This window comes from Thioalkalivibrio sp. AKL12 (genome assembly GCF_000377925.1).
GTDB lineage: Bacteria > Pseudomonadota > Gammaproteobacteria > Ectothiorhodospirales > Ectothiorhodospiraceae > Thioalkalivibrio > Thioalkalivibrio versutus.
Genome location: NZ_KB898898.1, coordinates 91,742 through 114,520, shown reverse-complemented (window position 1 = coordinate 114,520; position 22,779 = coordinate 91,742). Strand labels below are relative to the sequence as shown.

The window sequence follows — 22,779 nt, the reverse complement described above, 5'->3', positions numbered from 1 at the left end:
TTACCCCGTGTTAAGGGGTTCACAAAGCCTAGGGAAGCACTAGATCAGTGTGGCCCTGGGAGTTCAGGAGTTGCCATGAGCTGGGTAGTCGATCTCGCCGATCTGACCATGAACGATGTCGCCCGGGTGGGTGGCAAGAATGCCTCGCTGGGCGAGCTGCTGGGGCAGCTCGGTGCCGCCGGGGTGCGCGTGCCGGGCGGTTTTGCCACGACTGCGGACGCCTATCGGGCATTGCTGGCGAAGGACGGGCTGGACGAGCAGATCAAAGCACGCCTGGCGGATCTGGATATCGACGATATCGAGGCCCTGCGCGCGGCCGGGCGCGAGGTGCGTGGCTGGGTCGAGCAGGCCGAACTGCCGGGCGAGCTGGAGGAGGCGGTGCGCGAGCACTACGCGCAGCTGGGCGATGACGTGCCGGTGGCCGTGCGCTCCTCGGCTACCGCCGAGGATCTGCCCGAGGCCTCGTTTGCCGGGCAGCAGGAGACCTTCCTCAACGTGCGCGGCATTGATGCCCTGCTGCAGCGGCTGCGCGAGTGCTTCGCCAGTCTCTACAACGACCGCGCCATCGCCTACCGCGTGCACAACGGCTTCGCCCATGACGAGGTCGCGCTGTCGGCCGGCATCCAGCGCATGGTGCGTTCCGACGTCGGCGCCAGTGGCGTGATCTTTACCCTGGATACCGAGAGCGGCTTCCGCGATGCGGTGTTCATCACCGGGGCCTGGGGCTTGGGCGAGACGGTCGTGCAGGGTGCCGTTAACCCCGACGAGTATCAGGTCTACAAGCCGGCGCTGGCGGCCGGAAAACGCGCCATCATCGGCCGTGCCCTGGGCACCAAGGCCGTGCGCATGGTGCTCACGGAGGACGGTACCCGCACCGAGGACACCCCGACGGACCTGCGCCACCGCTTCTGCCTCTCGGATGCCGATGCCGAGCAGCTGGGCCGCTATGCGGTTGCCATCGAGCAGCACTACGGACGGCCGATGGACATCGAATGGGCGCAGGATGGCGAGACCGGCGAGCTGTTCATCGTGCAGGCGAGGCCGGAGACGGTGGAAAGCCGGGTCGAGCTGGGTGCGGGCGAGCGCTACGAACTGGCGCCGCACGACGCCGAGCCGGTGGTGACCGGCCGTGCAATCGGCTCGAAGGTGGGGGCCGGTATCGTGCGCGTGCTGGATTCGCCGGATGCGATGCACACCATGGAAGAGGGCGACATTCTGGTCGCGGACATGACCGACCCCGACTGGGAGCCGGTAATGAAGCGCTCCGCTGCGATCGTGACCAACCGCGGCGGACGTACCTGCCACGCGGCGATCATTGCCCGCGAGATGGGCATACCGGCGGTGGTCGGTTGCGGTAACGCAACCGAGGTGCTGAGCGACGGGATGGAGGCGACGGTCTCCTGTGCGGAGGGCGACGACGGGCATGTGTACCCCGGCAGGCTCGACTACGCGGTCAAGAAGACCGAGATCGGCGAACTGCCGGAGCTGCCAGTCAAGCTGATGCTGAATGTGGCCAACCCCGGGCGGGCCTACGCCTTCTCGCAGCTGCCACACGCGGGGATCGGTCTGGCGCGGCTGGAGTTCATCATCAACGGCACCATCGGCGTGCACCCGCTGGCGCTGCTGGACTATGCCGAGGACCCGAATCGCCTGGAGCCCGAGGTGCAGGAGCGTATCGCCGAGCACCTGCGTGGCTTTGATGATGGTCCGCGCGAGTTCTTCGTGCGCAAGCTGTCCGAGGGTATCGCGACGCTGGCGGCCGCCTTCGCGCCGGAACCGGTGATCGTGCGCCTGTCCGACTTCAAGTCCAACGAGTACGCCCATCTGATCGGTGGTGCTGGCTACGAGCCGCACGAAGAGAACCCCATGCTCGGCTTTCGCGGGGCCTCGCGCTATCGCTCGGAGAGTTTCCGTCCGGCGTTCGCGATGGAGTGCGAGGCGTTGCGCCGGGTCCGCGACGAGATGGGCCTGGACAACGTGCAGATCATGGTCCCGTTCGTGCGCACCCTCGTCGAGGCCGAGGACGTGATCCGGGTGCTGGGCGAGGAGGGCCTGCGCCGCGGCGAACACGGTCTGAAGATCGTGATGATGTGCGAGATCCCGTCGAATGCCCTGCTGGCGGCGCGCTTCCTCGAGCACTTTGACGGCTTCTCCATCGGCTCCAACGACCTGACCCAGTTGACCCTGGGGGTCGACCGCGACTCCGGGCTGGTGGCCGATTCCTTCGACGAACGCAACGATGCGGTGAAGGCGCTCTTGAGCATGGCGATCCGTGCTGCCCGTCGCGCCGACAAGTACGTCGGGATCTGCGGGCAGGCCCCTTCCGACTATCCGGAGCTGGCGGTCTGGCTGATGAACGAGGGCATCGATTCGCTGTCGCTGAACCCCGATTCGCTGTTGTCCACCTGGGAGCAGCTGGCCAAGGTCGGGGGGCCGGATGATGGCTGATTCCGTCGCCCAGTGCCCGCAGGTCTACCTGGTCTCGGATGGCACCGGGATCACCGCAGAGACCCTGGCGCGCTCGCTGTTCACCCAGTTTCCGGATGTCGACCCCGCCTGGCACCGGTTGCCCTTCGTGCAGACGCCCGGGCGCCTGGCCGCCGTGTTCGCCCGGGTCGAGGCCGGGCCGCAGCCCGCCCTGGTGGTGGCCACCTTGGCCAATGCCGATCTGCGGGCCGATCTTCGCCAGAGCCCGGTGCCGGTGATCGACGTCTTCGGCGAGCAGCTCGAGCGGCTGGAGAATCTGCTGGGAGCGACGGCGCAGTCGGTCTCCGGGCGTGCCCACGGCATGGGTGACGTCAGCCGCTATGACCGGCGCATCGAAGCGCTCAACTACACCCTGGCGCACGACGATGGGTTGGCCGTGCAGGACCTGTCGGTGGCCGACGTAGTGTTGCTGGGTGCCTCGCGTTCCGGCAAGACGCCGACCAGCCTCTATCTGGCCATGAACTACGGGCTGTTCGCGGCGAACTACCCGCTGGTCCCGGAGGACCTGCGCCAGGGCGACATCCCGCACATGCCGGAAGGGTTGCGCGGCCTGGGTGGGCGCCTGGTGGGGCTGACGATCACCCCGCAGCGGCTCGCCCAGATCCGCGAGGGCCGCCGGCCCGACAGCCGCTATGCCAGCCTGGCCCAGTGCCGGGCCGAGTGTGCGGCGATCCAGGAGTTCCTCGATAGCTGGCAGATCCCGCATCTGGACGTGACCGAGCTGTCGATCGAGGAAATCGCGACTCGCGTACGCGACTGCATGGATACCCGCCGCGGCGTTTGAGCAGTGTCTCCCTGGGAGACACTGCTCAAACGCTCGTCCGCGTTGGCGCCCACGGAGCGCGTTGCGGCTCGTTTATGTAGCTTGCCTACACTTCACTTGCCGCGCCTTGTCACCGAACAAAATCGAGTCGAGCGCGTACGGGCGACTGGATCCGCGTCTCCCTCGCTTGGCATCCCGCCGGGCTTGCCGGAGAATGGGCGCGGTTAACTCGCTGCATCGCAAGGAGTCTGCATGCCCGCCACCGGAACCGGACAAGAGATCGCCATCTTCCTCGTTGGCGTTGTCTTCGGGATTTATATCATCCTGTTGATTTTGAGGACGATCTTCGGCCTGGTGCGGGCCGATTACTACAACCCGATCTCGCAGACCATCGTGATGCTGACCGACCCGCCGCTGCGGGTGTTGCGTCCTGTGATCCCCTCGATCGGGCGGGTGGATCTGGCCGCGATCGTGCTGATGATCGTGCTCAAGTTCATCGAAATCTGGCTACGCGTGCTGATTGTGGGTGTGGATGCCGGGGTCGGGATTATCCTGGCCGTGGCAATCCGGGAATTGCTGACCACGGTGATCTGGGTCTTCATCATCGCGCTTATTGCCGAGGTGGTGATGAGCTGGCTTCAGGCGGGGGGTGGTTCCGCCAATAACCCCATCATGCGGCTGGCGGGAGCGGTGAACCGCCCCATCCTCGGCCCTCTGCGCCGGGCCTTGCCGAATACCGGCGCGATCGATTTTTCGCCAATGATCGCCCTGGTCGGGCTTTATATCTTGCTGATTATCGTGCGCTCTTTTTGAGGTGGATCGACGCCCGGGCGAAATGCGCGGGGCGGCCTTGCCAGTTCGGGTGCAAAACGGGCTAGACTCGGGACGAGGGGCCCCTGCGGCAATGCCGCCGCCAGGTCCCCGTTTCTCAAACGGAACAGGAGTCAGTCATGGCAAGAGTGCATCGGGTCATCACCGGCTTTCTCGTCGCATTGGCGGCGGTTGCTCTCGGAAGCTCGATCGCATCCGCCAACGAGGCGGAATTCGACAATTACGTCGTCTACTACAACGTGATCAACACCACCTTCCTGTCCCCGGAGGTCGCGCGGGCCTATGACGTGCGGCGCAGTTCCAACCGGGCCATGGTCAACATCAGCGTGATGGAGCGGGGCGACAACGGCTTGCAGGCGGTCTCCGCGGAAGTCAGTGGTTCGGCCACCAACATGAATGACCAGATGCGCAGTCTGCGCTTCCGCGAGATTCAGGACGGTGATGCCATCTATCACCTCTCCGAGGTGACGGTGCGTGGCGGGGAAACGCTCGAGTTCCAGATCGACATTGCCCCGGCGGACGGCGACCGCACGCTGCCGATCCGTTTCACCCGCGACTTTTACGCCGACTGAGCCCCGCCGCGGGGCCTGCGAACGATGCCCCGCTCGTTCGGGCGGGGCATCACAGCACCAGGCCTAGCAGCATCCATGCGCCGTACAGTGCGACCCCGCCGCCGGCGATCCGGCGGACCCAGGGGCGGCGCACGAAGGCCGCCAGGCGCGCGGCGAACACCCCCATCAGCAGCAGATTCGGCAGCGTCCCCAGGGCGAAGGCCCCCATCAGGGCGGCCCCTTCCAGCGCGCCGCCGGCACTGAGCGACCAGGCCAGCACGCTGTACACCAGGCCGCAGGGCAGCCAGCCCCACAGCCCGCCAACCATCAGCGCCTGACCGGCATGGCGCACTGGCAGGAAACGCCGGCCCAGCGGCTCGATGCGGCGCCACAGTACGCCACCGGCCTGTTCCAGGCGGGCCAGGACCGGCCACCAGCCCCCGAGATAGAGCCCGAGCAGGATCAGGAAGACGGCGGCGATGCCCTGGAGGATTGCCTGCCCGGCGGGCATGCCGCCGAGCAGGCTGGCCCCCAGCCATCCCGCCAGCGCGCCGGCGACCACGTAACTCGCCATGCGCCCGAGATTGTAGGCCAGCAGGAGGTCGAGCCCGGGTCCGCGGCGGCCGTGGCCCATGGAGATCGCGCCTACGATGCCGCCGCACATCCCCAGGCAGTGCACGCCACCGAGGATGCCCACGGCCAGGGCCGCCAGCAGGGTACCCGGATCACTCATCAGAAAGCGCCTCGGTCAGCGAGGGTCGGCCGCATCGCCCAGGGAAACACTGCTTCATGTATACGCTCGCGCTCGAGTCGCTTTTGCGTGCGAACAAGGCGCGGTGACCGCCGTGCAGTCATTCTGCACAAGGGAACCGCAACGCTGTGCGCGCGCAAAAGCGGCCGAGCCCCTGCATTGAATGGTTTGTGGGGTTGGCACCCCAGGTTCCCCGATACGGCGTTGCGCCGCTTGCGGGTAGAACGACTACCCGCCGCACGACGCGCCTTGTCTCGAAGAACCTGGGGTGCCAACGCGAGCGTGTACATGAATCAGTGTTTCCCTAGGACCTCGTGCTTGGTACGGATGAAGGTCGCGTGCGGGATGTAGAGCAGGTCTGCCAGGTGCCGGATTACCGCTTCCTGGCGCTTGTTGAGGTCGCGGTTGGCCCAGGCGGCACGCCACAGGGCGCGCATGATGTCGGTCTTTTGCTCGGCATCAAAGGATGCGTTCACTTCGCGCACCATGGGGTGGATGGAGATCAGTTCGTCGCTGTCCTCCTGGGCGATCTCCAGCATCGCATCGGCGGTATCACTGTCCAGCCGGAACAGTTCGATCAGGCTGGCGCGCACGGATTCCAGTTCCTCGGCGTGCAGATCAAAGTCGGCCCGGCAGACCTCCATGATCAGCGCCGCCGCGGCGCGTTGCAGGCGCTCCTCGGGGGCGCCCTCGGGGCGGTCGCTGCGTTCGGCGCCCAGCAGGCGCTGCCAGTGGCTGCGTAGTTGTTCGATCAAGTCAGGATCTCCGTGGTCTTGCGCTGTGCGGTATGGTGCCCGAATGGAATCCGCCCGGCCCGAATCCCCCGATCTTCTCCTGCTCTCCGGCGGCATCGAGAGCAGCGCCTTGTTGGCGCAGGAGCATGCCGCCGGCCGCTTGTTGCGTGCCGTGTGGGTCGACTACGGCCAGCGCAATGCCGCGCGCGAATGGACCGCGGTGGAGCATCTGTCGGCGGTCTACGGTTGTGCCCCCATCGCGCTGGATCTCCAGTCCCTGCGCACGGCCTTCACCCGCCGCAACGACTGGGTCGGGCATGTGCCGCTGCCCCAGCGTAATCTGCTGGTGTTGGCCCTGGCGGTGAACCTTGCCGAGCATCACGGCGCGGCACGCATCCTGCTGGCGCTGAACCGCGAGGATCAGGGGCATGGTCCGGGTTCGCAACCGGGGTTTGTGCAGCAGGTCTCGGAGCTGGCCGCAGGTCTGGTGCCCGGCCTGCAGGTCGAGGCCCCGCTGATCGACCGGAGCAAAGCCGAGATCATTGCCGCCACCGACCCGCTGGGGATCGATTGGCGCCACACCTGGAGCTGCCTTCTGGCACAATCGCGCCAGTGCGGGCGTTGCCCGCAGTGTCAGGCCCGGCGTGCCGCGTTCGCCGCGGCCGGCATCCCCGACCCGACCGACTACCGCGAAGCCCCCCGATGACCGATCCCGCCATTCCCCGTCATGTCTCCGAGCGTCTGGAGATCGCCATCCTTACCGGCGAGACCCTGCAACTGAACTGGGTCGAGCCCAATTCCAGCCAGGCCTGGTGGGGCAAGGTGACCCCGCGCGAGGTGCGCGAGGTGGACGGGTGCCACTGGCTCGACGGGGAGTGCGAGGGACGTACGGTGCAGATCCGACTGGACTTGATCCGCAACCTGCCGACACCGGTCAAGTAGCAGCCGCCACGCCTCCCGGGTCGCTCAGGCCGGGCAACAGGTCCGCGAGCGATTCCAGCAGCTCGAAGTCCTCCGAGTGCATGGGTTCGCCGCGCTCGTCCGGGTAGCGCATCCCCCGCAGTTGGGCGATCCCTGCTCCGGCGGCGCTGGCCAGCGCCAGCAGGTTGTCGTCCACCAGCAGCGTACGTTCCGGAGCGTACGGTGCGACCCGCTGCAGGCGTTCCCAGAAGCTGCCGTCTTCCTTGGCGCAATCGAGGTCGTGGGCGGAGACAATGGTATCCAGGCGGTCGCCAATGCGGGTGAGGCGGTGCTTGAAGGCGTAGACCTGCGGGTGGGCGTTGGTGACCAGCACCCGCCGCCGCCCGGCCCTTTGCAGGGCACCCAGGACTTGATCGGCATGCGGTTTCAGGGCGATGTGGTGGGCCAGCTCGCGTTTCAGGCCGAGGATGTCCAGACCGGTAAAGCGGGTCCAGTGATCCACGCAGTACCACTCCAGCTTGCCGCGCACCCGCTGCATCTCGTCCTCCAGGCGGCGGCGCGCGCATTCCGGGTCGTCCGGTTGGCAGCGGATGTATTCCTGCGGGATCAGTTCACGCCAGAAGCGATTGTCGAAGTGCAGATCCAGCAGCGTCCCGTCCATGTCGAACAGCACAGTGTCGATGCGATCCCAGGCGATCGCGGCGCGGGCCGCGGGCGGGCGCGGATTTTTTTCGGGGTTTTGCAGGTCCACAGCTAACGGCTACACGAAAGAGGGTGACGACGATGGCCCCCATGGTACCCCAATCGCGGTTCCTTCCCGCGCCCCTGCTCCTTGCGCTGATGGCGCTGCCGCTGGCCGTGCAGGGAATGGACCCCGGCGACCCGGACTACGACCCGCTGGAGGACGACAGCCTGTGGGGCGAGACGGTCTCCCCGGACCAGACCCAGACCACCAGTCCGGAGCTGACCTTCCTGCTGGAGGAGCCGGACCGGACTCCGCATCACCACCAGAACCAGATCCGCATCACGCAGTCCTCGCTGGAGGATGGCTGGGCCGATCTGCGCCAGTGTCACAATGATGTGGCGGCCATTCGGCGCATGGTCATTGTGTACAATGAAGCCAGAATCGACGAGCTCCAGGTCGAGTCCACCCGCAACATCGAATCCGCGCGTGCCGAGGGCGATCGCGTGGACCTGCGCGGGGTGCAGCGGGATGCTGAGGTCTGCGTGACCGCGCGCATGAAGATCGTCGAGGACGAGGGGGACGGCGTCTATCGCCTGGAGAACGGCCCGTTCGTGCGCCGCTTCCTGGATGGCTACTTCCCGATGCGCGTCACCATGGCCGTGAGCTGGGGCGATCTTGACCTGCGTCTGGCGGAGACCGATCCGGCCGACCAGGAGGGGTTCGAGGTGGTCACCTCCGATCATGGCTTCATGTTCGACACCCTGTTCGAGGGCGAACTGCGTACTCTGGTGCGGCTACGCAACAGCCATTAGGGAAACGCTGACGCATTTACCCGCTCGCGCTGGACGTGTTTGCGTGCAACCAAGGTGCGGCGCTGCCGTGCAGTCCCTGTGCGGCAGGGGAGCCGCGGCGCCGTGCGCGCGAAAAGGCGGCGGACCCCTTAAGGTGCCAACGCGAGCGTGTACATTAAGCAGCGTTTTTCTACATGTCCCCCGGAGGGCGCATGAGCCGAGACAAGCCGGATGTCCAGGGGCGCCGTACGGTCGCCAGCAGCCGCCTGTTCGAGGTGGAGGAGCTGGATCTCGAATTCAGCAATGGTGCGCGCACCTGCTTCGAGCGTCTGGTCAGTCGCGGCCACGGGGCGGTGATCATCGCCCCGGTGCAGACCGACCGGACCGTCCTGTTGATCCGCGAGTATGCCGCCGGCACCCACCGCTACGAGCTGGGTCTGCCCAAGGGGCGGATGGAGGCGGGCGAGGACATCCTGACTGCCGCCAATCGCGAGATCATGGAGGAGGTCGGCCACGCCGGGCATCGCCTGACCCACCTGGGCGCGCTGACCGTGGCACCCGGCTACATGGCCCACCAGACCCATCTGGTGCTGGCCGAGGACCTGTATCCGCAGGCCGCGGAAGGCGACGAGCCGGAGGCGCTCGAGGTGGTCCCCTGGTCGCTGGACCGGCTGACCGAGCTGGTCGCCCGGGAAGATCTGACCGAGGCGCGCTCTATCGCCGCGCTGTACATGGTGCGCGATTACCTCGACGCCTGAGCGCAACCCTGCCAAGCTAGGCGGAACGTTCCGGGAAAACGGGAGTTACCCATGCATGCTCCGCCGAAGGATTCGGCTCTTACTGCCCTGATGCACGAGGTGGCTGCGCTGGCCGACCTGGCCGGCCATGCGATCCTCGAGCTCTACGAGACGCGCTTTGCGGTCACCGAAAAGGCCGATCACTCGCCGCTCACCGAGGCCGATCTGGCTGCCCACCGAATCCTTGCCAATGGGCTGGCCGACATCGACCCCGACTGGCCCGTGTTGTCGGAGGAGGGGCAGGACGTGCCTTTCGAGCGCCGTCGCCAGTGGCAGACCTACTGGTTGATCGATCCCCTCGACGGCACCCGCGAGTTCGTCAAGCGCAGCGGCGAATTTACCGTGAACGTTGCCCTGATCCACGACCACGAGCCGGTGCTGGGCGTCGTCTGGTGCCCGGTGCTCAAGCGCCTGTACGCCGGTCATCGCGATGGCGTGGCCATTCGCCGTGACGAGGATCAGCCCCCGCGGGAAATCGCAGTGGCGCGCGACCGTATTGGCACCGATCACCCATTGGTGGCGGGCAGCCGTTCGCACGGGGCGGAGCGACTCAAGGTCGCGCTGGACCGTCTGGGGCCCCACGACCTGGTCAGCATGGGCAGCTCGATGAAGCTGTGCCTGGTGGCCGAGGGAGCTGCCGACATCTATCCGCGTCTGGGGCCCACCAGCGAGTGGGATACCGGCGCGGCGCACGCCGTGGTCCGGGCCGCAGGCGGACGGGTGACGGATCTCCACGGGCAGGAGCTGCGTTACAACACGCGCGAAAGCCTGCTGAACCCCGAATTCCTGGTGTGCGCGGGCAACCCCGACGGCTGGTTGCGCCGCCTGGGGCTTCCCGACGCCTGAGTCCCCCGCTCCGTGTCAGGCGGCGCCGTTGGTCCGCGACGGGGCCACCGGCTCCGGCGTGATATCCCAGATCTGGTCGGCGTAGTCGCGCACCGTGCGGTCGATGGAGAAGTACCCCATGCGCGCGACATTCAGGATGGCTGCCTCGGCCCATGCGGTACGGTCGGCGTACAGGGCATCCGCCCGGTCGCAGGCCGCGGCGTAGGCTGGATAGTCGGCGATCACGAAGAACGGGTCCTCGTGGCGCAGGTAGCGCCCAAGGTCGCCATGGGTCCCCGGGTCGTCGCAGGTAAAGAACCCCGATTCGATCATCTCCACCGCGGCGGCCAGGTTGGGCTGCTGCGCCAGGATGGCCTCGGGGCTCGGGCCGTTGCGGCGATGCTCGACCACCTCGTCGGCAGTCATGCCGAAGATGAAGATGGACTCCTCGCCCACCGCGTCGCGGATCTCGATGTTGGCGCCGTCCAGCGTGCCGATGGTCAGGGCGCCGTTCAGTGCCAGTTTCATGTTGCCGGTGCCGGAGGCCTCGAAGCCGGCGGTGGAAATCTGTTCGGAGACATCGGCCGCCGGGATGATGATGCTGGCGGAACTGACCTCGTAGTTGGGGAAGAACACGCACTTCAGGCGGTCACCCACGGCCGGATCGTGGTTCACGATGTCGGCCACCTCGTTGATCACCTGGATGATGCCCTTGGCGCGGGCATAGCCGGGCGCCGCCTTGCCGCCGAACAGGACCACGCGCGGCGGGACGTCCTCGCCGGCGCGAATGCGCTGGTAGAGATCCACCACGTGCAGGAGCTTCAGCAATTGGCGCTTGTATTCGTGGATGCGCTTGATCTGCACGTCGAACATCACGTCCGGGTTCAACTCCACGCCGGTGCGCTCACGGACCAGGTCGGTCAGGCGCTGCTTGTTGGCGCGCTTCACGTCCATGAACGCCTTTTGCAGTTCGGGATCCTGGGCGTAGGGCTCCAGCGCGCGCAGACGGTCCAGGTTGTACTGCCAGTCGTTGCCGATGCGCTGGCCCAGCAGTTCGGTGAGCGCGGGGTTGGACTGGATCATCCACAGGCGCGGGGTCACGCCGTTGGTGACATTGACGAAGCGTTCCGGCCACAGGGCGTAGAAGTCCTCGAACAGGGTCTCCTGCAACAGCTGGGTATGCAGCGCGGCCACGCCGTTGACGTGGTGCGAGCCGACCACGGCCAGGTGGGCCATGCGCACGCGGCGGCCATGGTCCTCGTCGATGATGGACAGCCGGGTCAGGCGGTCGTTGTCCCCGGGATAGCGGTGACGGACCTCTTCCAGGAAATCCTGGTTGATACGGTAGATGATCCCCATGTGCCGTGGCAGAACGCGCTCCATCAACTCCACCTGCCAGGTCTCGAGGGCCTCGGGCATCAGGGTGTGGTTGGTGTAGGCGAAGGTGCGCCGGCTCAGGTCCCAGGCGTGGTCCCAGGGCTGTTCATGGTGATCCACCAGCAGGCGCATCAGTTCCGCCACGGCGATCGCCGGGTGGGTGTCGTTGAGCTGGATCGCAATCTTGTCGGGCACTTCATCGAGGCTGTAGCCGAGTGCCAGATGGCGCTCCAGGATGTCCTGCAGCGAAGCGGAGACGAAGAAATACTCCTGTTTCAGCCGCAGTTCCTTGCCGACCGCAGTGGTGTCGTTGGGGTACAGAACCATCGAGATGGTCTCCGACTCGGCCTTGTCCGAGACGGCGCGGATGTAATCGCCCTCGTTGAAGTAGCGCAGGTCGAAGTCGCGGGTGGCCTTGGCCGCCCACAGCCGCAGATTGTTCACGTTGCGCCGGCCGTAGCCCGCCGTCGGGTAGTCGTAGGCCATGGCCAGGACTTCCTCGCCGTCCTCCCAGGTGTAACGGGTGGAGCCGTCGGGGTCATGATGCTCGACCACGTAGCCGTAGAAGTGGATCGGGAATTTGCGATCCGAGCGCGGGAATTCCCAGGGGTTGCCGTAGCGCAGCCAGTTGTCCGGGTGCTCGACCTGTTGGTAGGGCTCGAACTCCTGCCGGAACATCCCGAATTCATAGCGGATGCCGTAGCCGTAGCCGGGGTAGCCCTGGGTCGCCAGCGACTCGAGGATGCAGGCGGCCAGGCGCCCGAGGCCGCCATTGCCGAGGGCGGCGTCGTCTTCCAGGTCGAGGATGGTATCCAGGTCCACGCCGAGGTCCGCCATCGCCTGGCGTGCCGGCTCGAGGATGCCCATGTTGCGCAGGTTGGCCTCGAGCATGCGCCCGATCAGGTATTCCAGCGACAGGTAGTAGACGCGCTTGACGTCCTCGTCGGCGAATTGCCGGCGGGTCAACAGGCGCCGCTCCACCATGCGTTCACGGATGGCGAAGGCGAGTGCTTCCATCCAGTCGCGTTCGGTGGCTTCGCGCGGGTCTTCCCCCACCACGCGGACCACGGCATCGCGGATCGATTGCCGCAGGCCCTCCGCGTCGTTGGGGAGGTTGGGCAGGTGCGTGACTTCGGGGGCGGCCATCGGGTGGTTCTCCAGGAGGGGGTAGACGCGCCGTTGCCCGGGGTTATCCCTCCCGGGCGACGGCGCGATAGCCGATATCTGTTCGGCAGTATATATCGTCGAAATGAATCTGTTGTACGGCTGCGTAGGCCTTTTTCTGCGCGGCCTTCACGTCCTCGCCGAGGCCGACCACGCACAGCACACGGCCCCCGGCGGTGACGATCGTTCCGTCTTCGCCCTGTGCGGTCCCGGCGTGGAACACGTGGGCATCGGGATCGCGTTCCACGGCCTCCAGGCCGGTGATGGCGTCGCCCTTGCGGTAGGTTCCGGGGTAACCGCCAGCGGCTAGGACCACGCCCAGCGCCACGCGCGCATCCCACTCGGCCCGGACCTGGTCCAGGCGGCCTTCCAGCGCGGCCTCGACCAGTTCGCCGAGGTCGGAGTCCAGGCGGCTCAGGATCGGCTGGGTCTCGGGGTCGCCGAAGCGGCAGTTGAACTCCAGCACCTTCGGGTTGCCTGTGGCGTCGACCATCACGCCGGCATAGAGAAAGCCGGTGTAGCGTTCGCCATCGGCGGCCATGCCCTGCACGGTCGGCTCGATAACCTCGCGCAGGATGCGCTCGTGCAGGGCATTTGTCACCACCGGGGCGGGCGAGTAGGCCCCCATCCCGCCGGTGTTGGGGCCCCGGTCGCCGTTGTCGCGCGCCTTGTGGTCCTGCGAGGAGGCCAGCGGCAGGACATGCTCGCCATCCACCATGCAGATAAAGCTGGCCTCCTCGCCGCGCAGGAATTCCTCGATGACCACCCGGTTCCCGGCCTCGCCAAAGGCATTGCCGGCCAGCATGTCGTGTACTGCGGCGCGCGCCTCGTCTTCGGTCTGCGCCAGGATGACGCCCTTGCCAGCGGCCAGGCCGTCGGCCTTGACCACGATGGGTGCGCCGTGGGTAGCGATGAACTCAAGCGCCGCGGTCTCGTCCTCGAAGCTGCCGTAGGCGGCGGTCGGGATGCCGTGGCGTTGCATGAAGTCCTTGGCGAAGCTCTTCGAGCCCTCTAACTGCGCCGCCTTCGCGGTGGGGCCGAAGCAGCGTCGTCCGGCGGCGCGGAAGGCATCCACTACACCGGCGACCAGCGGGGCCTCCGGGCCGACGACCGTAAAGGCCACTGCCTCGCGCTCGGCCAGGGCCAGCAGCGCGTCGATGTCGGTGACGCCGATGTCGACGTTCTCGCACTTTGCCTCGCGCGCGGTCCCGGCGTTCCCGGGGGCCACCAGGACGCGCTCGATGCGCGGGGACTGCGCCAGCTTCCACGCCAGGGCGTGTTCGCGTCCGCCGTTGCCGATTACCAGTACGTTCATGAGAGGCCCCGGGTCAGGGAGACACTGGTCAATGCACGCGTTCGCGCTCGAGTCGCTTTTGCGTGCGAACAAGGCGCGGTGACCGCGGTGCAGTCATTCTGCACAAGGGAGCCGCAACGCCGTGCGCGCACAAAAGCGGCCGAGCCCCTCCGGGGTTGGCACCCCAGGTTCCCCGATCCTGCGTTGCGTCGTTTGTGGGTAGACCCGCTACCCACTGCACGAGGCGCCTGGTCCCCCCAAACCTGGGGTGTCAACGCGAACGTGTGCATTGATCAGTGTCTCCCTGTTAGTGACGGAAGTGGCGCATGCCGGTGAACAGCATGGCGATGTCGTGCTCGTTGGCCGCGTCGATCACCTCCTGGTCGCGCATCGAGCCGCCCGGCTGGATCACCGCAGTGATGCCGGCCTCGGCGGCGGCATCGATGCCGTCGCGGAACGGGAAGAAGGCGTCCGAGGCCATCACCGAGCCGGCCACCTGCAGGCCCTCGTCGGCGGCCTTGATGCCGGCGATACGGGCGGAGTACACGCGGCTCATCTGCCCGGCACCGACCCCGATGGTCTGTTCGTCGCGGGCATAGACGATCGCGTTGGACTTCACGTACTTGCCCACCTGCCAGGCGAAGCAGAGGTCCTTCATTTCCTGTTCCGAGGGCGCGCGCGCGGTCACGGTCTTCAGCTCCACATCGGCCAGGCTGCCGCGATCGGCATCCTGTACCAGCAGCCCGCCGCCGATGCGCTTGTAGTCGAGGCCGGGACCGACACCCGCCGGCGGGATCTCCAGCACGCGAACATTCTTTTTGGTGGCCAGGGCGCGCAGTGCGCCCGGGGTGATCTCGGGGGCGATGACCACCTCGACGAACTGGCGGCTGACGATCGCGTGGGCGGTGTCGCCGTCCAGCGGCCGGTTGAAGGCGATGATGCCGCCGAAGGCCGAGGTCGGGTCGGTCTGGAAGGCGCGTTCGTAGCCCATCAGCTGGGTCGGGGCGACGGCCACGCCGCAGGGGTTGGCGTGCTTGACGATCACGCAGGCCCCGGCCTCGAACTGGCGCACGCATTCCCAGGCGGCATCGGCGTCGGCCAGGTTGTTGTAAGAGAGTGCCTTGCCCTGGTGCTGGCGGTAGCTGGCCAGGGTGCCGGGTGCAGGCTGTGGATCACGATAGAACGCGGCGCGCTGGTGCGGATTCTCGCCGTAGCGCAGGGTCTCGACGCGTTCGAAGGTGGCGTTCAGCTGTCCCGGGAACGGAGCCGCTTCGCCATCCTCGTCGAGGGCCGAGAGGTAGTTGCTGATTGCGGCATCGTAGCGCGCTACGTGATCGAAGGCCGCGACCGCCAGGCGGAAGCGCAGCGATTGCGGCACCTCGCCATGGTCGCCGATGGCCGCGGCGATCTCGCTGTACTGGTCGGGGCTGGTGGCCACGGCCACGTCGCGGTAGTTCTTGGCCGCGGCGCGCAGCATCGCCGGGCCGCCAATGTCGATGTTCTCGATGGCGTCTTCCAGGCTGCAGCCGGGACGGGCCACCGTCGCCTCGAAGGGATAGAGGTTCACCACCAGCACGTCGATCGGCGGGATGTCCTGCTCGGCCATCACCGCGGAGTCGATGTCGCGCCGGCCGAGCAGCCCGCCGTGGATGCGCGGGTGCAAGGTCTTGACTCGGCCATCCATGATCTCGGGGAAGCCCGTGTGCGCGGAAACCTCGATGACCGGAAGGTTGTTTTCGGCCAGCAGGCGGGCGGTCCCGCCGGTGGACAGAAGCTCGACGCCGCGTTCATGCAGGGCGCGGGCGAGCTCCACGACGCCGGTCTTCTCGGAGACCGACAAAAGGGCGCGCTGGATAGGGCGGCTGGGGGTCATGCGGGACCTCGGGATCGCTGCAAAACGACCATTATATCGAACGCGCGGCCCGGATGGATCGGCATTCGGCGTCGCGAAGCCGAGGTCGCCAGACGGGCCCTCAGCTTGTAATTTTTGCGCAAAACCTTCAGGGTAAAAAAACGATTTCGGACACAACGCCCGCGTTCAGACGCATCGCGCGGCGCCGTAAACGATCCCCGAGCCAGGCGGGATGGGCCCGCCAGACCACGGCTCGGCATCCGGGTACCGATTGCCCTCCGGATGTGCAGGAAGAACCGGCCAGGCCGGTGTCGGGTGCTGCGAACAACGCACCCGGCGCATTGATACCCGAACACCGGGCGGCACCCGCCTGGCTCGATCGGGCTGCTGGCGAGACCGCCGTGTGATGCGGAGGTCGCGGTTTACTGCGTTTGCGGGGTGTTGTGCCGACGGATCGGCCCAGAGGCCGGTCCGGTCACGCTTACAACAGCAGCAAAGCCAAGAGGAACCAGCATGGCAGCGAATATCAAGAATGATCAGGACTTCGGCGAAAAGCCGACCGAACGTCGCGATACCGAGAATTATCTCAACGAGTACACCACCGGCTTCGTCGATAAGTGGGATGACCTGATCGACTGGGACAACCGCGCCAAGAGCGAAGGCACCTTCTTCATCGAAGAACTGAAGAAGCGCGGTGCCAAGCGCGTGCTCGACGTCGCCGCCGGCACCGGCTTCCATTCCGTACAGTTGCGCGAAGCGGGCTTTGACGTGGTGACCGCCGACGGCGCCCCCGAGATGCTCGTCAAGGCCTTCGAGAACGGTCGCAAGCGGGGTCACATCCTGCGCACCGTGCAGGCCGACTGGCGCATGCTGAATCGCGATATCTACGGCCGCTACGACGCCGTCGTCTGCCTGGGCAACTCGTTTACCCACCTGTTCAATGAACACGACCGCCGCAAGGCCCTGGCCGAGTTCTACTCCGCCCTGAACCACGATGGCGTGCTGATCCTCGACCAGCGCAACTACGACACCATCATGGACCACGGTTACTCGTCCAAGCACACCTACTACTACTGCGGCGACAACGTCCAGGTGCAGCCGGCCCACGTTGACGAAGGCCTGGCGCGCTTCCAGTACAAGTTCCCGGATGGCTCCGAGTACTTCCTGAACATGTTCCCACTGCGCAAGGCCTATGTCCGCCGCTTGATGCGCGAGGTCGGTTTCCAGCATATCGAGACCTACGGGGACTTCCAGGAGACCTATCGCGAGAGTGATCCGGACTTCTTCATCCACGTGGCCGACAAGCGTTATATCGAGGGCGAGGAACGATGAGCGAGAACTACTCCGACGTAGTCGAAACCGCTCGCGACTACTACAACAGCGAGGACGCCGACACCTTCTACAAGATGGTGTGGGGCGGTGAAGACCTCCATATCGGGCTGTACGAGTACAAGGACGAGCCGATCGGCGACGCCAGCCGTCGCACGGTCGCGCACATGTCCGACCTCCTGGGCGAGCCGCAGCCGGAATGGCGCGTGCTCGACATGGGCGCCGGCTACGGCGGTGTCGCCCGCTACCTGGTGGAAAACTACGGTTGCGACGTCACCGCGCTGAACCTGTCCGAGAAGGAAAACGAGCGCGATCGCGAGATCAACAAGGCGCGCCACCTCGACGACAAGATCACCGTGGTCGATGGCTCCTTCGAGAAGGTCGACGAGCCGGACGCGTCCTATGACGTTGTCTGGTCCGAGGACTCCTTCCTGCACAGCCAGAACGAGGCAAAGAAAAAGGTGATCCAGGAGGCCGCGCGCGTCCTGAAGCCGGGTGGCTGGCTGATCTTCACCGATCCGATGCAGACCGACGATTGCCCGGATGGCGTGCTGGACCCGATTCTGGCCCGTATCCACCTGGATTCGCTGGCGAGCCCGGCGCTGTACCGCGAGGCGGCCAAGGCGGCCGGCCTGGAAGAGGTCAGCTTCGAGGAACACTCCAGCCAGATCTCGACCCATTACGGTCGCGTGAAGCAGGAGCTCGAGTCCCGCGAGGACGAGTTGAAGAACTACATCTCGCAGGACTACATCGACCGCATGAAGCAGGGCCTGCAGCACTGGGTCGATGGCGGCAACTCGGGCTACCTGACCTGGGGCATCTTCCGCTTCCGCAAGCCGGCCCGCTAGGCCGCGCGCGAGGGGTGGCTGGCCGCCGTCAGGCGGGCAGCCGCCTCCAGACCCCGTCCATGCGGCCTTCGAGCGGCTGGAACCGGGTCTTGTATTCCATCTTCGGCGCCTGGTCGATCCAGTAGCCGAGGTAGACATGGGGCAGACCCAGGCGGTGCGCATGCGCCACTTGGGTCAGGATTGCGAGGGTGCCCAGGCCGCGGCGCGGCTGATCCGGATCGAAGAAGCTGTACATCGCCGACAACCCCTGGGGGGTGCGATCGGTGACGGCTACCGCGAGCAGCGTGTCGGCCTGGCGGAATTCGATCAGATCCACTGGGCCGTTGCGGTGGGCGAGCATTCCCGCGTATTCCTCGCGTCCCATCTGTTCCATGCCACCGCCCGTGTGACGGGCGGTCTGGTAGCGCGAGAACAGCGGCATGTGCTCGTCGAGATCGGCGGCGGGCGATGTCCCGGGCTGTTCCGGCGGCCGGCGGATCGTCACCGCGAGATCGCGGTTGCGATCCAGGCAGCGGCGCTGGCTCCGGTTCGGGCGGAAGGCTGCAACCGGGATGCGTACGGGCACGCAGGCCGCGCACTCGGGGCAGTGATGCCGATAAACAAACTGACCGCTGCGGCGAAAGCCCTCGGCAAGTAGCTGGCCGAAGCGCGCGCCGCCCAGGCTGACCGCGGGGTCGACCAGCAAACTCTGCATCTCGCGGTCGTCCAGATAGGGGCAGGCCTGCGGGGCAGTAATGAACCAGCGGATCGGATGTTCCTGCATGGCGCTATCGTGACAGCTCTGTTCACGGGCGCAACCAGGCCGCATCCGGGGCTGCGACGCAATTTGAAAGAGCCTGCCACCAGGGTGGGCTCCACGCACGGGATGGAACCCCGGCGTGTACACTTATCCCATTCGAAACCAATGGTGTACGGCACATGACGGCAACACGCAAAGACATCGAGAACGCGCTGAAAGAGCGCATCCTGATCCTGGACGGCGGTATGGGTACCACCATCCAGCTGTACAAGCTGGACGAGGCCGATTACCGCGGCGAGCGGTTCAAGGACTGGGAATCCGACCTGAAGGGCAACAACGACCTGCTGTCGCTGACCCGCCCGGATATCATCGAGCAGATCCACAACGACTATCTCGAGGCCGGTGCCGATATCATCGAGGCCAACACCTTCAACGGTACCCGCATCGCGATGGCGGACTACCACATGGAGGACCTGGTCCCCGAGCTGAACCGCGAATCCGCGAAGCTCGCGCGCAAGGCGGCCGACGCCTGGACCGAAAAGACCCCGGACAAGCCGCGCTACGTCGCCGGCATCCTTGGCCCGACCAACCGCACCGCGTCGATCTCCCCGGACGTGAATGACCCCGGCGCGCGTAACGTCGATTTCGACACCCTGGTCGAGTCCTACAAGGAAGCGGCCGAGGCCCTGGTCGAGGGTGGCGTCGATCTGCTGCTGATCGAGACGGTGTTCGACACCCTGAACGCCAAGGCCGCGATCTTCGCGGTGAAGACGCTGGAAGACGAGCTCGGGAAGGACCTCCCGATCATGATCTCCGGCACGATCACCGACGCCTCCGGCCGTACCCTGTCCGGCCAGACCACCGAGGCCTTCTGGAACTCCGTGCGTCACGCCAATCCGGTCTCGATCGGCCTGAACTGCGCGCTGGGTGCCAAGGAAATGCGCCAGTACGTGGAAGAGCTTTCGCGCATCGCCGATACCTTTGTGTCCGCGCACCCGAACGCCGGCCTGCCGAACGAATTCGGCGACTATGACGAGAGCCCGGAGCAGATGGCCGCGGATGTCGGCCCGTGGGCCGAGCAGGGCCTGCTGAACATCATCGGCGGTTGCTGTGGCACGCTGCCGGAGCACATCCGGGCCATGCGCGAGGCGGTCGAGAAGCACGCGCCGCGCAAGCTGCCGGAGATCGCCCCGGCCTGCCGCCTGTCGGGTCTCGAGCCGTGCAACATCACCGATGATTCGCTGTTCGTGAACGTCGGCGAGCGCACCAACGTGACCGGGTCGCGCAAGTTCCTGCGCCTGATCCAGAACGAGGAATTCGACGTCGCGCTGGAAGTCGCGCTGAATCAGGTCGAGGGCGGCGCCCAGATCATCGACATCAACATGGACGAGGGCATGCTGGAGTCGCAGGAGGCGATGGTCCGCTTCCTGAATCTGCTGGCCGGCGAGCCCGATATCGCCCGCGTCCCGGTGATGATCGACTCCTCCAAGTTCGAGATCATCGAGGCGGGCCTGAAGTGCGTGCAGGGCAAGCCGGTGGTCAACTCGATCTCCATGAAGGAGGGCGAGGAAAACTTCATCAAGCAGGCCCAGCTGTGCCGCCGCTATGGCGCCGCGATCGTGGTCATGGCCTTCGACGAGGACGGCCAGGCGGATAACGAGCAGCGTCGCGTCGAGATCTGCACCCGGGCCTACAAGCTGCTGACCGAGAAGGTTGGTTTCCCGGCCGAGGACATCATCTTCGACCCGAACATCTTCGCGGTCGCGACCGGTATCGAAGAGCACAACAACTACGGCGTGGACTTCATCGAGGCCACCCGCCGCATCAAGAACGACCTGCCGCACGCGCTGATCTCCGGTGGCGTGTCCAACGTATCGTTCTCCTTCCGCGGCAACGAGCCGGTGCGCGAGGCGATCCACGCCGTGTTCCTGTACCACGCCATCAAGGCGGGCATGGACATGGGTATCGTCAACGCCGGCCAGCTGGCGGTCTACGACGATATCGACGCGAAGCTGAAGGAAGCGGTCGAGGACGTGGTCCTGAACCGCCGCGACGACGCCACTGACCGTTTGCTCGAACTGTCCGAGGAGTACAAGGGCCAGGGCGGCGGCAAGAAGGAAGAGAACCTCGAGTGGCGCGAATGGGAAGTCTCCAAGCGTCTCGAGCATTCCCTGGTCAAGGGTATCGACACCTACGTGGTCGACGACACCGAAGAGGCACGCCAGGCGTATGACCGCCCGATCCAGGTGATCGAAGGCCCCCTGATGGACGGCATGAACGTGGTCGGCGACCTGTTCGGCGAGGGCAAGATGTTCCTGCCGCAGGTGGTCAAGTCCGCCCGCGTGATGAAGAAGGCCGTGGCTCACTTGATCCCGTACATCGAGGCCGAGAAGACCGGCACCGAGAACAACGGCCGGATCCTGATGGCCACGGTGAAGGGCGACGTCCACGACATCGGCAAGAACATCGTGGGCGTGGTGCTGCAGTGCAACAACTTCGAGGTCATCGACATCGGTGTGATGCAGCCGGGGGCCTCGATCCTGAAGGCCGCCAAGGAACACGACGTCGACGTCATCGGCCTGTCCGGCCTGATTACCCCCTCGCTGGAGGAGATGGCCAACTTCGCCGCCGACCTCGAACGTGAAGGCATGAAGACCCCGCTGATGATCGGCGGCGCGACGACCTCGCGCGCCCACACCGCGGTGAAGATCGAGCCGAACTACTCCGGTCCGGTGGTCTGGGTGAAGGACGCCTCGCGTGCCGTGGGCGTGGCCCAGAGTCTGATCAGCCCCGAGCTGCGCGAGAAGTACGCCGCCGACGTCCGCGAGGAGTACGAGAAGCTGCGCGTGCAGAACGCCGGGCGCAAGAAGAAGACCCAATGGGTCACGCTCGACAAGGCGCGCGCCAACAAGCCGACAATCGACTGGTCCGACTACACGCCGCCGAAACCGAAGGCGCTGGAAACCGACGAACTGCCGGGGCAGCCGAAGGTGCTGCACCCGCATGGCGACGGCACCGTACTGCTGCGCTTCGATGATTACGATCTCAACGAGGTCGCCAAGTACATCGACTGGACGCCGTTCTTCCACTCCTGGCAGCTGCACGCCGCCTACCCGCGCATCCTGGATGACGAGAAGGTCGGCGAAGAGGCGCGCAAGCTGTTCAAGGATGGCAAGGACATGCTGAAGCGGATGATCGACGAAAAGTGGGTCACCTGCCGTGGCGTGGTCGGCTTCTTCCCGGCGAACACCGTTGATGACGACGACATCGAGGTGTACACCGACGATAGCCGCTCCAAGGTCCTGAAGAAGCTGCACCACCTGCGTCAGCAGACCGAGAAGCGTCGCGGGCAGCCGAGCCATTCATTGGCCGATTTCGTGATGCCCAAGGAAGCCGGTGGTCCGGACTACATCGGGGCCTTCGCGGTCAGCGCCGGTGGTGATGTCGACGCCAAGGCCAAGGAATACGAAAAGGCCAACGACGACTATCACGCCATCCTCGTGAAGAGCCTGGCGGACCGTCTGGCCGAGGCCTTTGCCGAGTGCATGCACTACCATGTGCGCCGCGAATACTGGGGCTATGTCCCCGACGAGTCGCTGGAGAACGAGGACCTGATCGAGGAGAAGTACCAGGGTATTCGTCCGGCGCCCGGCTACCCGGCCTGCCCGGAGCACACCGAGAAGGCGACCCTGTGGGAGATGCTGCAGCCGGAAGAGCATGCTGACATGACGCTCACCGAGAGCTTCGCCATGCTGCCGGTCTCGGCCGTCTCCGGCTGGTACTTCGCGCATCCGGAATCGCGCTACTTCGGTCTCGGCAAGGTCAACCGCGACCAGGTCGAGGACTACGCCAAGCGCAAGGGCATGTCGTTCGAGGAGGCCGAGCGGTGGCTCGCGCCGAACCTCGGATACGACGACAGCGACGAGGCCAAGGCGGAAGCCAAGGCCGAGCGCGACGCCCGGACCGCGTAACTTCGCGATCCTGCCCCGGGTGGGCTGGCCGACAGGCCCTTGTGCCCGGAAAACTGCGAGCCCCGCCCC

General features: G+C 66.0%; 19 protein-coding genes. 12 read left to right on the top strand and 7 right to left on the bottom strand.

Going from position 1 to position 22,779, the window contains the following annotated elements; translation table 11 throughout:
* Window positions 1–75: 75 nt before the first annotated feature.
* The 4 genes from ppsA to D579_RS0109640 all read left to right on the top strand — a co-directional run bounded on the left by ppsA (window position 76) and on the right by D579_RS0109640 (window position 4,653).
* Window positions 76–2,448: a phosphoenolpyruvate synthase gene (gene ppsA, locus D579_RS0109655; RefSeq protein WP_018951870.1), complete on the top strand. Its 2,373-nt coding sequence runs from the start codon at window positions 76–78 to the stop codon at window positions 2,446–2,448.
* The gene (locus D579_RS0109650) at window positions 2,441–3,271 is read left to right on the top strand and encodes a pyruvate, water dikinase regulatory protein (RefSeq protein WP_018951869.1); all 831 of its coding nucleotides are present in this window, start codon (window positions 2,441–2,443) and stop codon (window positions 3,269–3,271) included. The genes ppsA and D579_RS0109650 overlap by 8 nt, the downstream gene beginning before the upstream one ends.
* Before the next feature lie 231 nt (window positions 3,272–3,502).
* Window positions 3,503–4,063: a YggT family protein gene (locus D579_RS0109645; protein WP_018951868.1), complete on the top strand. Its 561-nt coding sequence runs from the start codon at window positions 3,503–3,505 to the stop codon at window positions 4,061–4,063.
* Between the two features lie 137 nt (window positions 4,064–4,200).
* A complete protein-coding gene (locus D579_RS0109640; protein ID WP_018951867.1) occupies window positions 4,201–4,653 on the top strand; it encodes a DUF4426 domain-containing protein in 453 nt (150 codons plus the stop codon).
* Between the two features lie 49 nt (window positions 4,654–4,702).
* On the opposite strand, the gene D579_RS0109635 is transcribed toward D579_RS0109640, so the two are convergent.
* Window positions 4,703–5,365: a sulfite exporter TauE/SafE family protein gene (locus D579_RS0109635; protein ID WP_018951866.1), complete on the bottom strand. Its 663-nt coding sequence runs from the start codon at window positions 5,363–5,365 to the stop codon at window positions 4,703–4,705.
* A gap of 311 nt (window positions 5,366–5,676) precedes the next feature.
* Window positions 5,677–6,138, bottom strand: a complete 462-nt coding sequence (locus tag D579_RS0109630) for a TerB family tellurite resistance protein (RefSeq protein WP_018951865.1) — start codon at window positions 6,136–6,138, stop codon at window positions 5,677–5,679.
* A 43-nt stretch (window positions 6,139–6,181) separates the two neighbouring features.
* On the opposite strand from D579_RS0109630, the gene D579_RS0109625 reads away from it, so the two are divergent.
* Together D579_RS0109625 and D579_RS0109620 are read left to right on the top strand one after the other, a co-directional pair.
* On the top strand, window positions 6,182–6,823 hold the full coding sequence (locus D579_RS0109625) for a 7-cyano-7-deazaguanine synthase (RefSeq protein ID WP_018176310.1): 642 nt from the start codon (window positions 6,182–6,184) through the stop codon (window positions 6,821–6,823).
* A complete protein-coding gene (locus D579_RS0109620; RefSeq protein WP_018169223.1) occupies window positions 6,820–7,059 on the top strand; it encodes a hypothetical protein in 240 nt (79 codons plus the stop codon). The genes D579_RS0109625 and D579_RS0109620 overlap by 4 nt, the downstream gene beginning before the upstream one ends.
* On the opposite strand, the gene D579_RS0109615 is transcribed toward D579_RS0109620, so the two are convergent.
* Complete coding sequence (locus D579_RS0109615) at window positions 7,052–7,789, bottom strand: HAD family hydrolase (RefSeq protein ID WP_018169222.1); 738 nt, start codon at window positions 7,787–7,789, stop codon at window positions 7,052–7,054. The two genes, D579_RS0109620 and D579_RS0109615, sit on opposite strands and share 8 nt — an antisense overlap.
* A gap of 41 nt (window positions 7,790–7,830) precedes the next feature.
* Between D579_RS0109615 and D579_RS0109610 the strand changes: the two genes are divergently transcribed.
* The 3 genes from D579_RS0109610 (at window position 7,831) to cysQ (ending at window position 10,157) form a co-directional block, all read left to right on the top strand.
* Complete coding sequence (locus D579_RS0109610; RefSeq protein WP_026289496.1) at window positions 7,831–8,535, top strand: hypothetical protein; 705 nt, start codon at window positions 7,831–7,833, stop codon at window positions 8,533–8,535.
* 191 nt (window positions 8,536–8,726) lie between these two features.
* Window positions 8,727–9,272: an ADP compounds hydrolase NudE gene (nudE, locus tag D579_RS0109605; protein ID WP_018144738.1), complete on the top strand. Its 546-nt coding sequence runs from the start codon at window positions 8,727–8,729 to the stop codon at window positions 9,270–9,272.
* 51 nt (window positions 9,273–9,323) lie between these two features.
* Window positions 9,324–10,157 (top strand): 3'(2'),5'-bisphosphate nucleotidase CysQ, encoded by an 834-nt coding sequence (cysQ, locus tag D579_RS0109600; RefSeq protein WP_026289495.1) that lies wholly within the window; start codon window positions 9,324–9,326, stop codon window positions 10,155–10,157.
* Between the two features lie 15 nt (window positions 10,158–10,172).
* On the opposite strand, the gene D579_RS0109595 is transcribed toward cysQ, so the two are convergent.
* The 3 genes from D579_RS0109595 to purH all read right to left on the bottom strand — a co-directional run bounded on the left by D579_RS0109595 (window position 10,173) and on the right by purH (window position 15,844).
* Window positions 10,173–12,659 carry a glycogen/starch/alpha-glucan phosphorylase gene (locus tag D579_RS0109595; protein ID WP_018951862.1) on the bottom strand — a complete coding sequence of 829 codons (2,487 nt, stop codon included), beginning with the start codon at window positions 12,657–12,659 and terminating at the stop codon, window positions 10,173–10,175.
* Window positions 12,660–12,702: 43 nt separating this feature from the next.
* A complete protein-coding gene (gene purD / locus D579_RS0109590; RefSeq protein ID WP_018951861.1) occupies window positions 12,703–13,992 on the bottom strand; it encodes a phosphoribosylamine--glycine ligase in 1,290 nt (429 codons plus the stop codon).
* Between the two features lie 286 nt (window positions 13,993–14,278).
* Window positions 14,279–15,844: a bifunctional phosphoribosylaminoimidazolecarboxamide formyltransferase/IMP cyclohydrolase gene (gene purH, locus D579_RS0109585; RefSeq protein ID WP_018951860.1), complete on the bottom strand. Its 1,566-nt coding sequence runs from the start codon at window positions 15,842–15,844 to the stop codon at window positions 14,279–14,281.
* 492 nt (window positions 15,845–16,336) lie between these two features.
* Between purH and D579_RS0109580 the strand changes: the two genes are divergently transcribed.
* Both D579_RS0109580 and D579_RS0109575 read left to right on the top strand, forming a co-directional pair.
* Window positions 16,337–17,155: a class I SAM-dependent methyltransferase gene (locus D579_RS0109580; protein ID WP_018144733.1), complete on the top strand. Its 819-nt coding sequence runs from the start codon at window positions 16,337–16,339 to the stop codon at window positions 17,153–17,155.
* Window positions 17,152–18,000, top strand: coding sequence for a methyltransferase domain-containing protein (locus D579_RS0109575; protein ID WP_018938307.1), 849 nt, complete (start codon window positions 17,152–17,154; stop codon window positions 17,998–18,000). The genes D579_RS0109580 and D579_RS0109575 overlap by 4 nt, the downstream gene beginning before the upstream one ends.
* 28 nt (window positions 18,001–18,028) lie before the next feature.
* On the opposite strand, the gene D579_RS0109570 is transcribed toward D579_RS0109575, so the two are convergent.
* Window positions 18,029–18,763, bottom strand: coding sequence for an arginyltransferase (locus tag D579_RS0109570; RefSeq protein ID WP_018938306.1), 735 nt, complete (start codon window positions 18,761–18,763; stop codon window positions 18,029–18,031).
* A gap of 155 nt (window positions 18,764–18,918) precedes the next feature.
* Between D579_RS0109570 and metH the strand changes: the two genes are divergently transcribed.
* A complete protein-coding gene (metH, locus tag D579_RS0109565) occupies window positions 18,919–22,710 on the top strand; it encodes a methionine synthase (RefSeq protein WP_018951859.1) in 3,792 nt (1,263 codons plus the stop codon).
* Window positions 22,711–22,779: the final 69 nt, after the last annotated feature.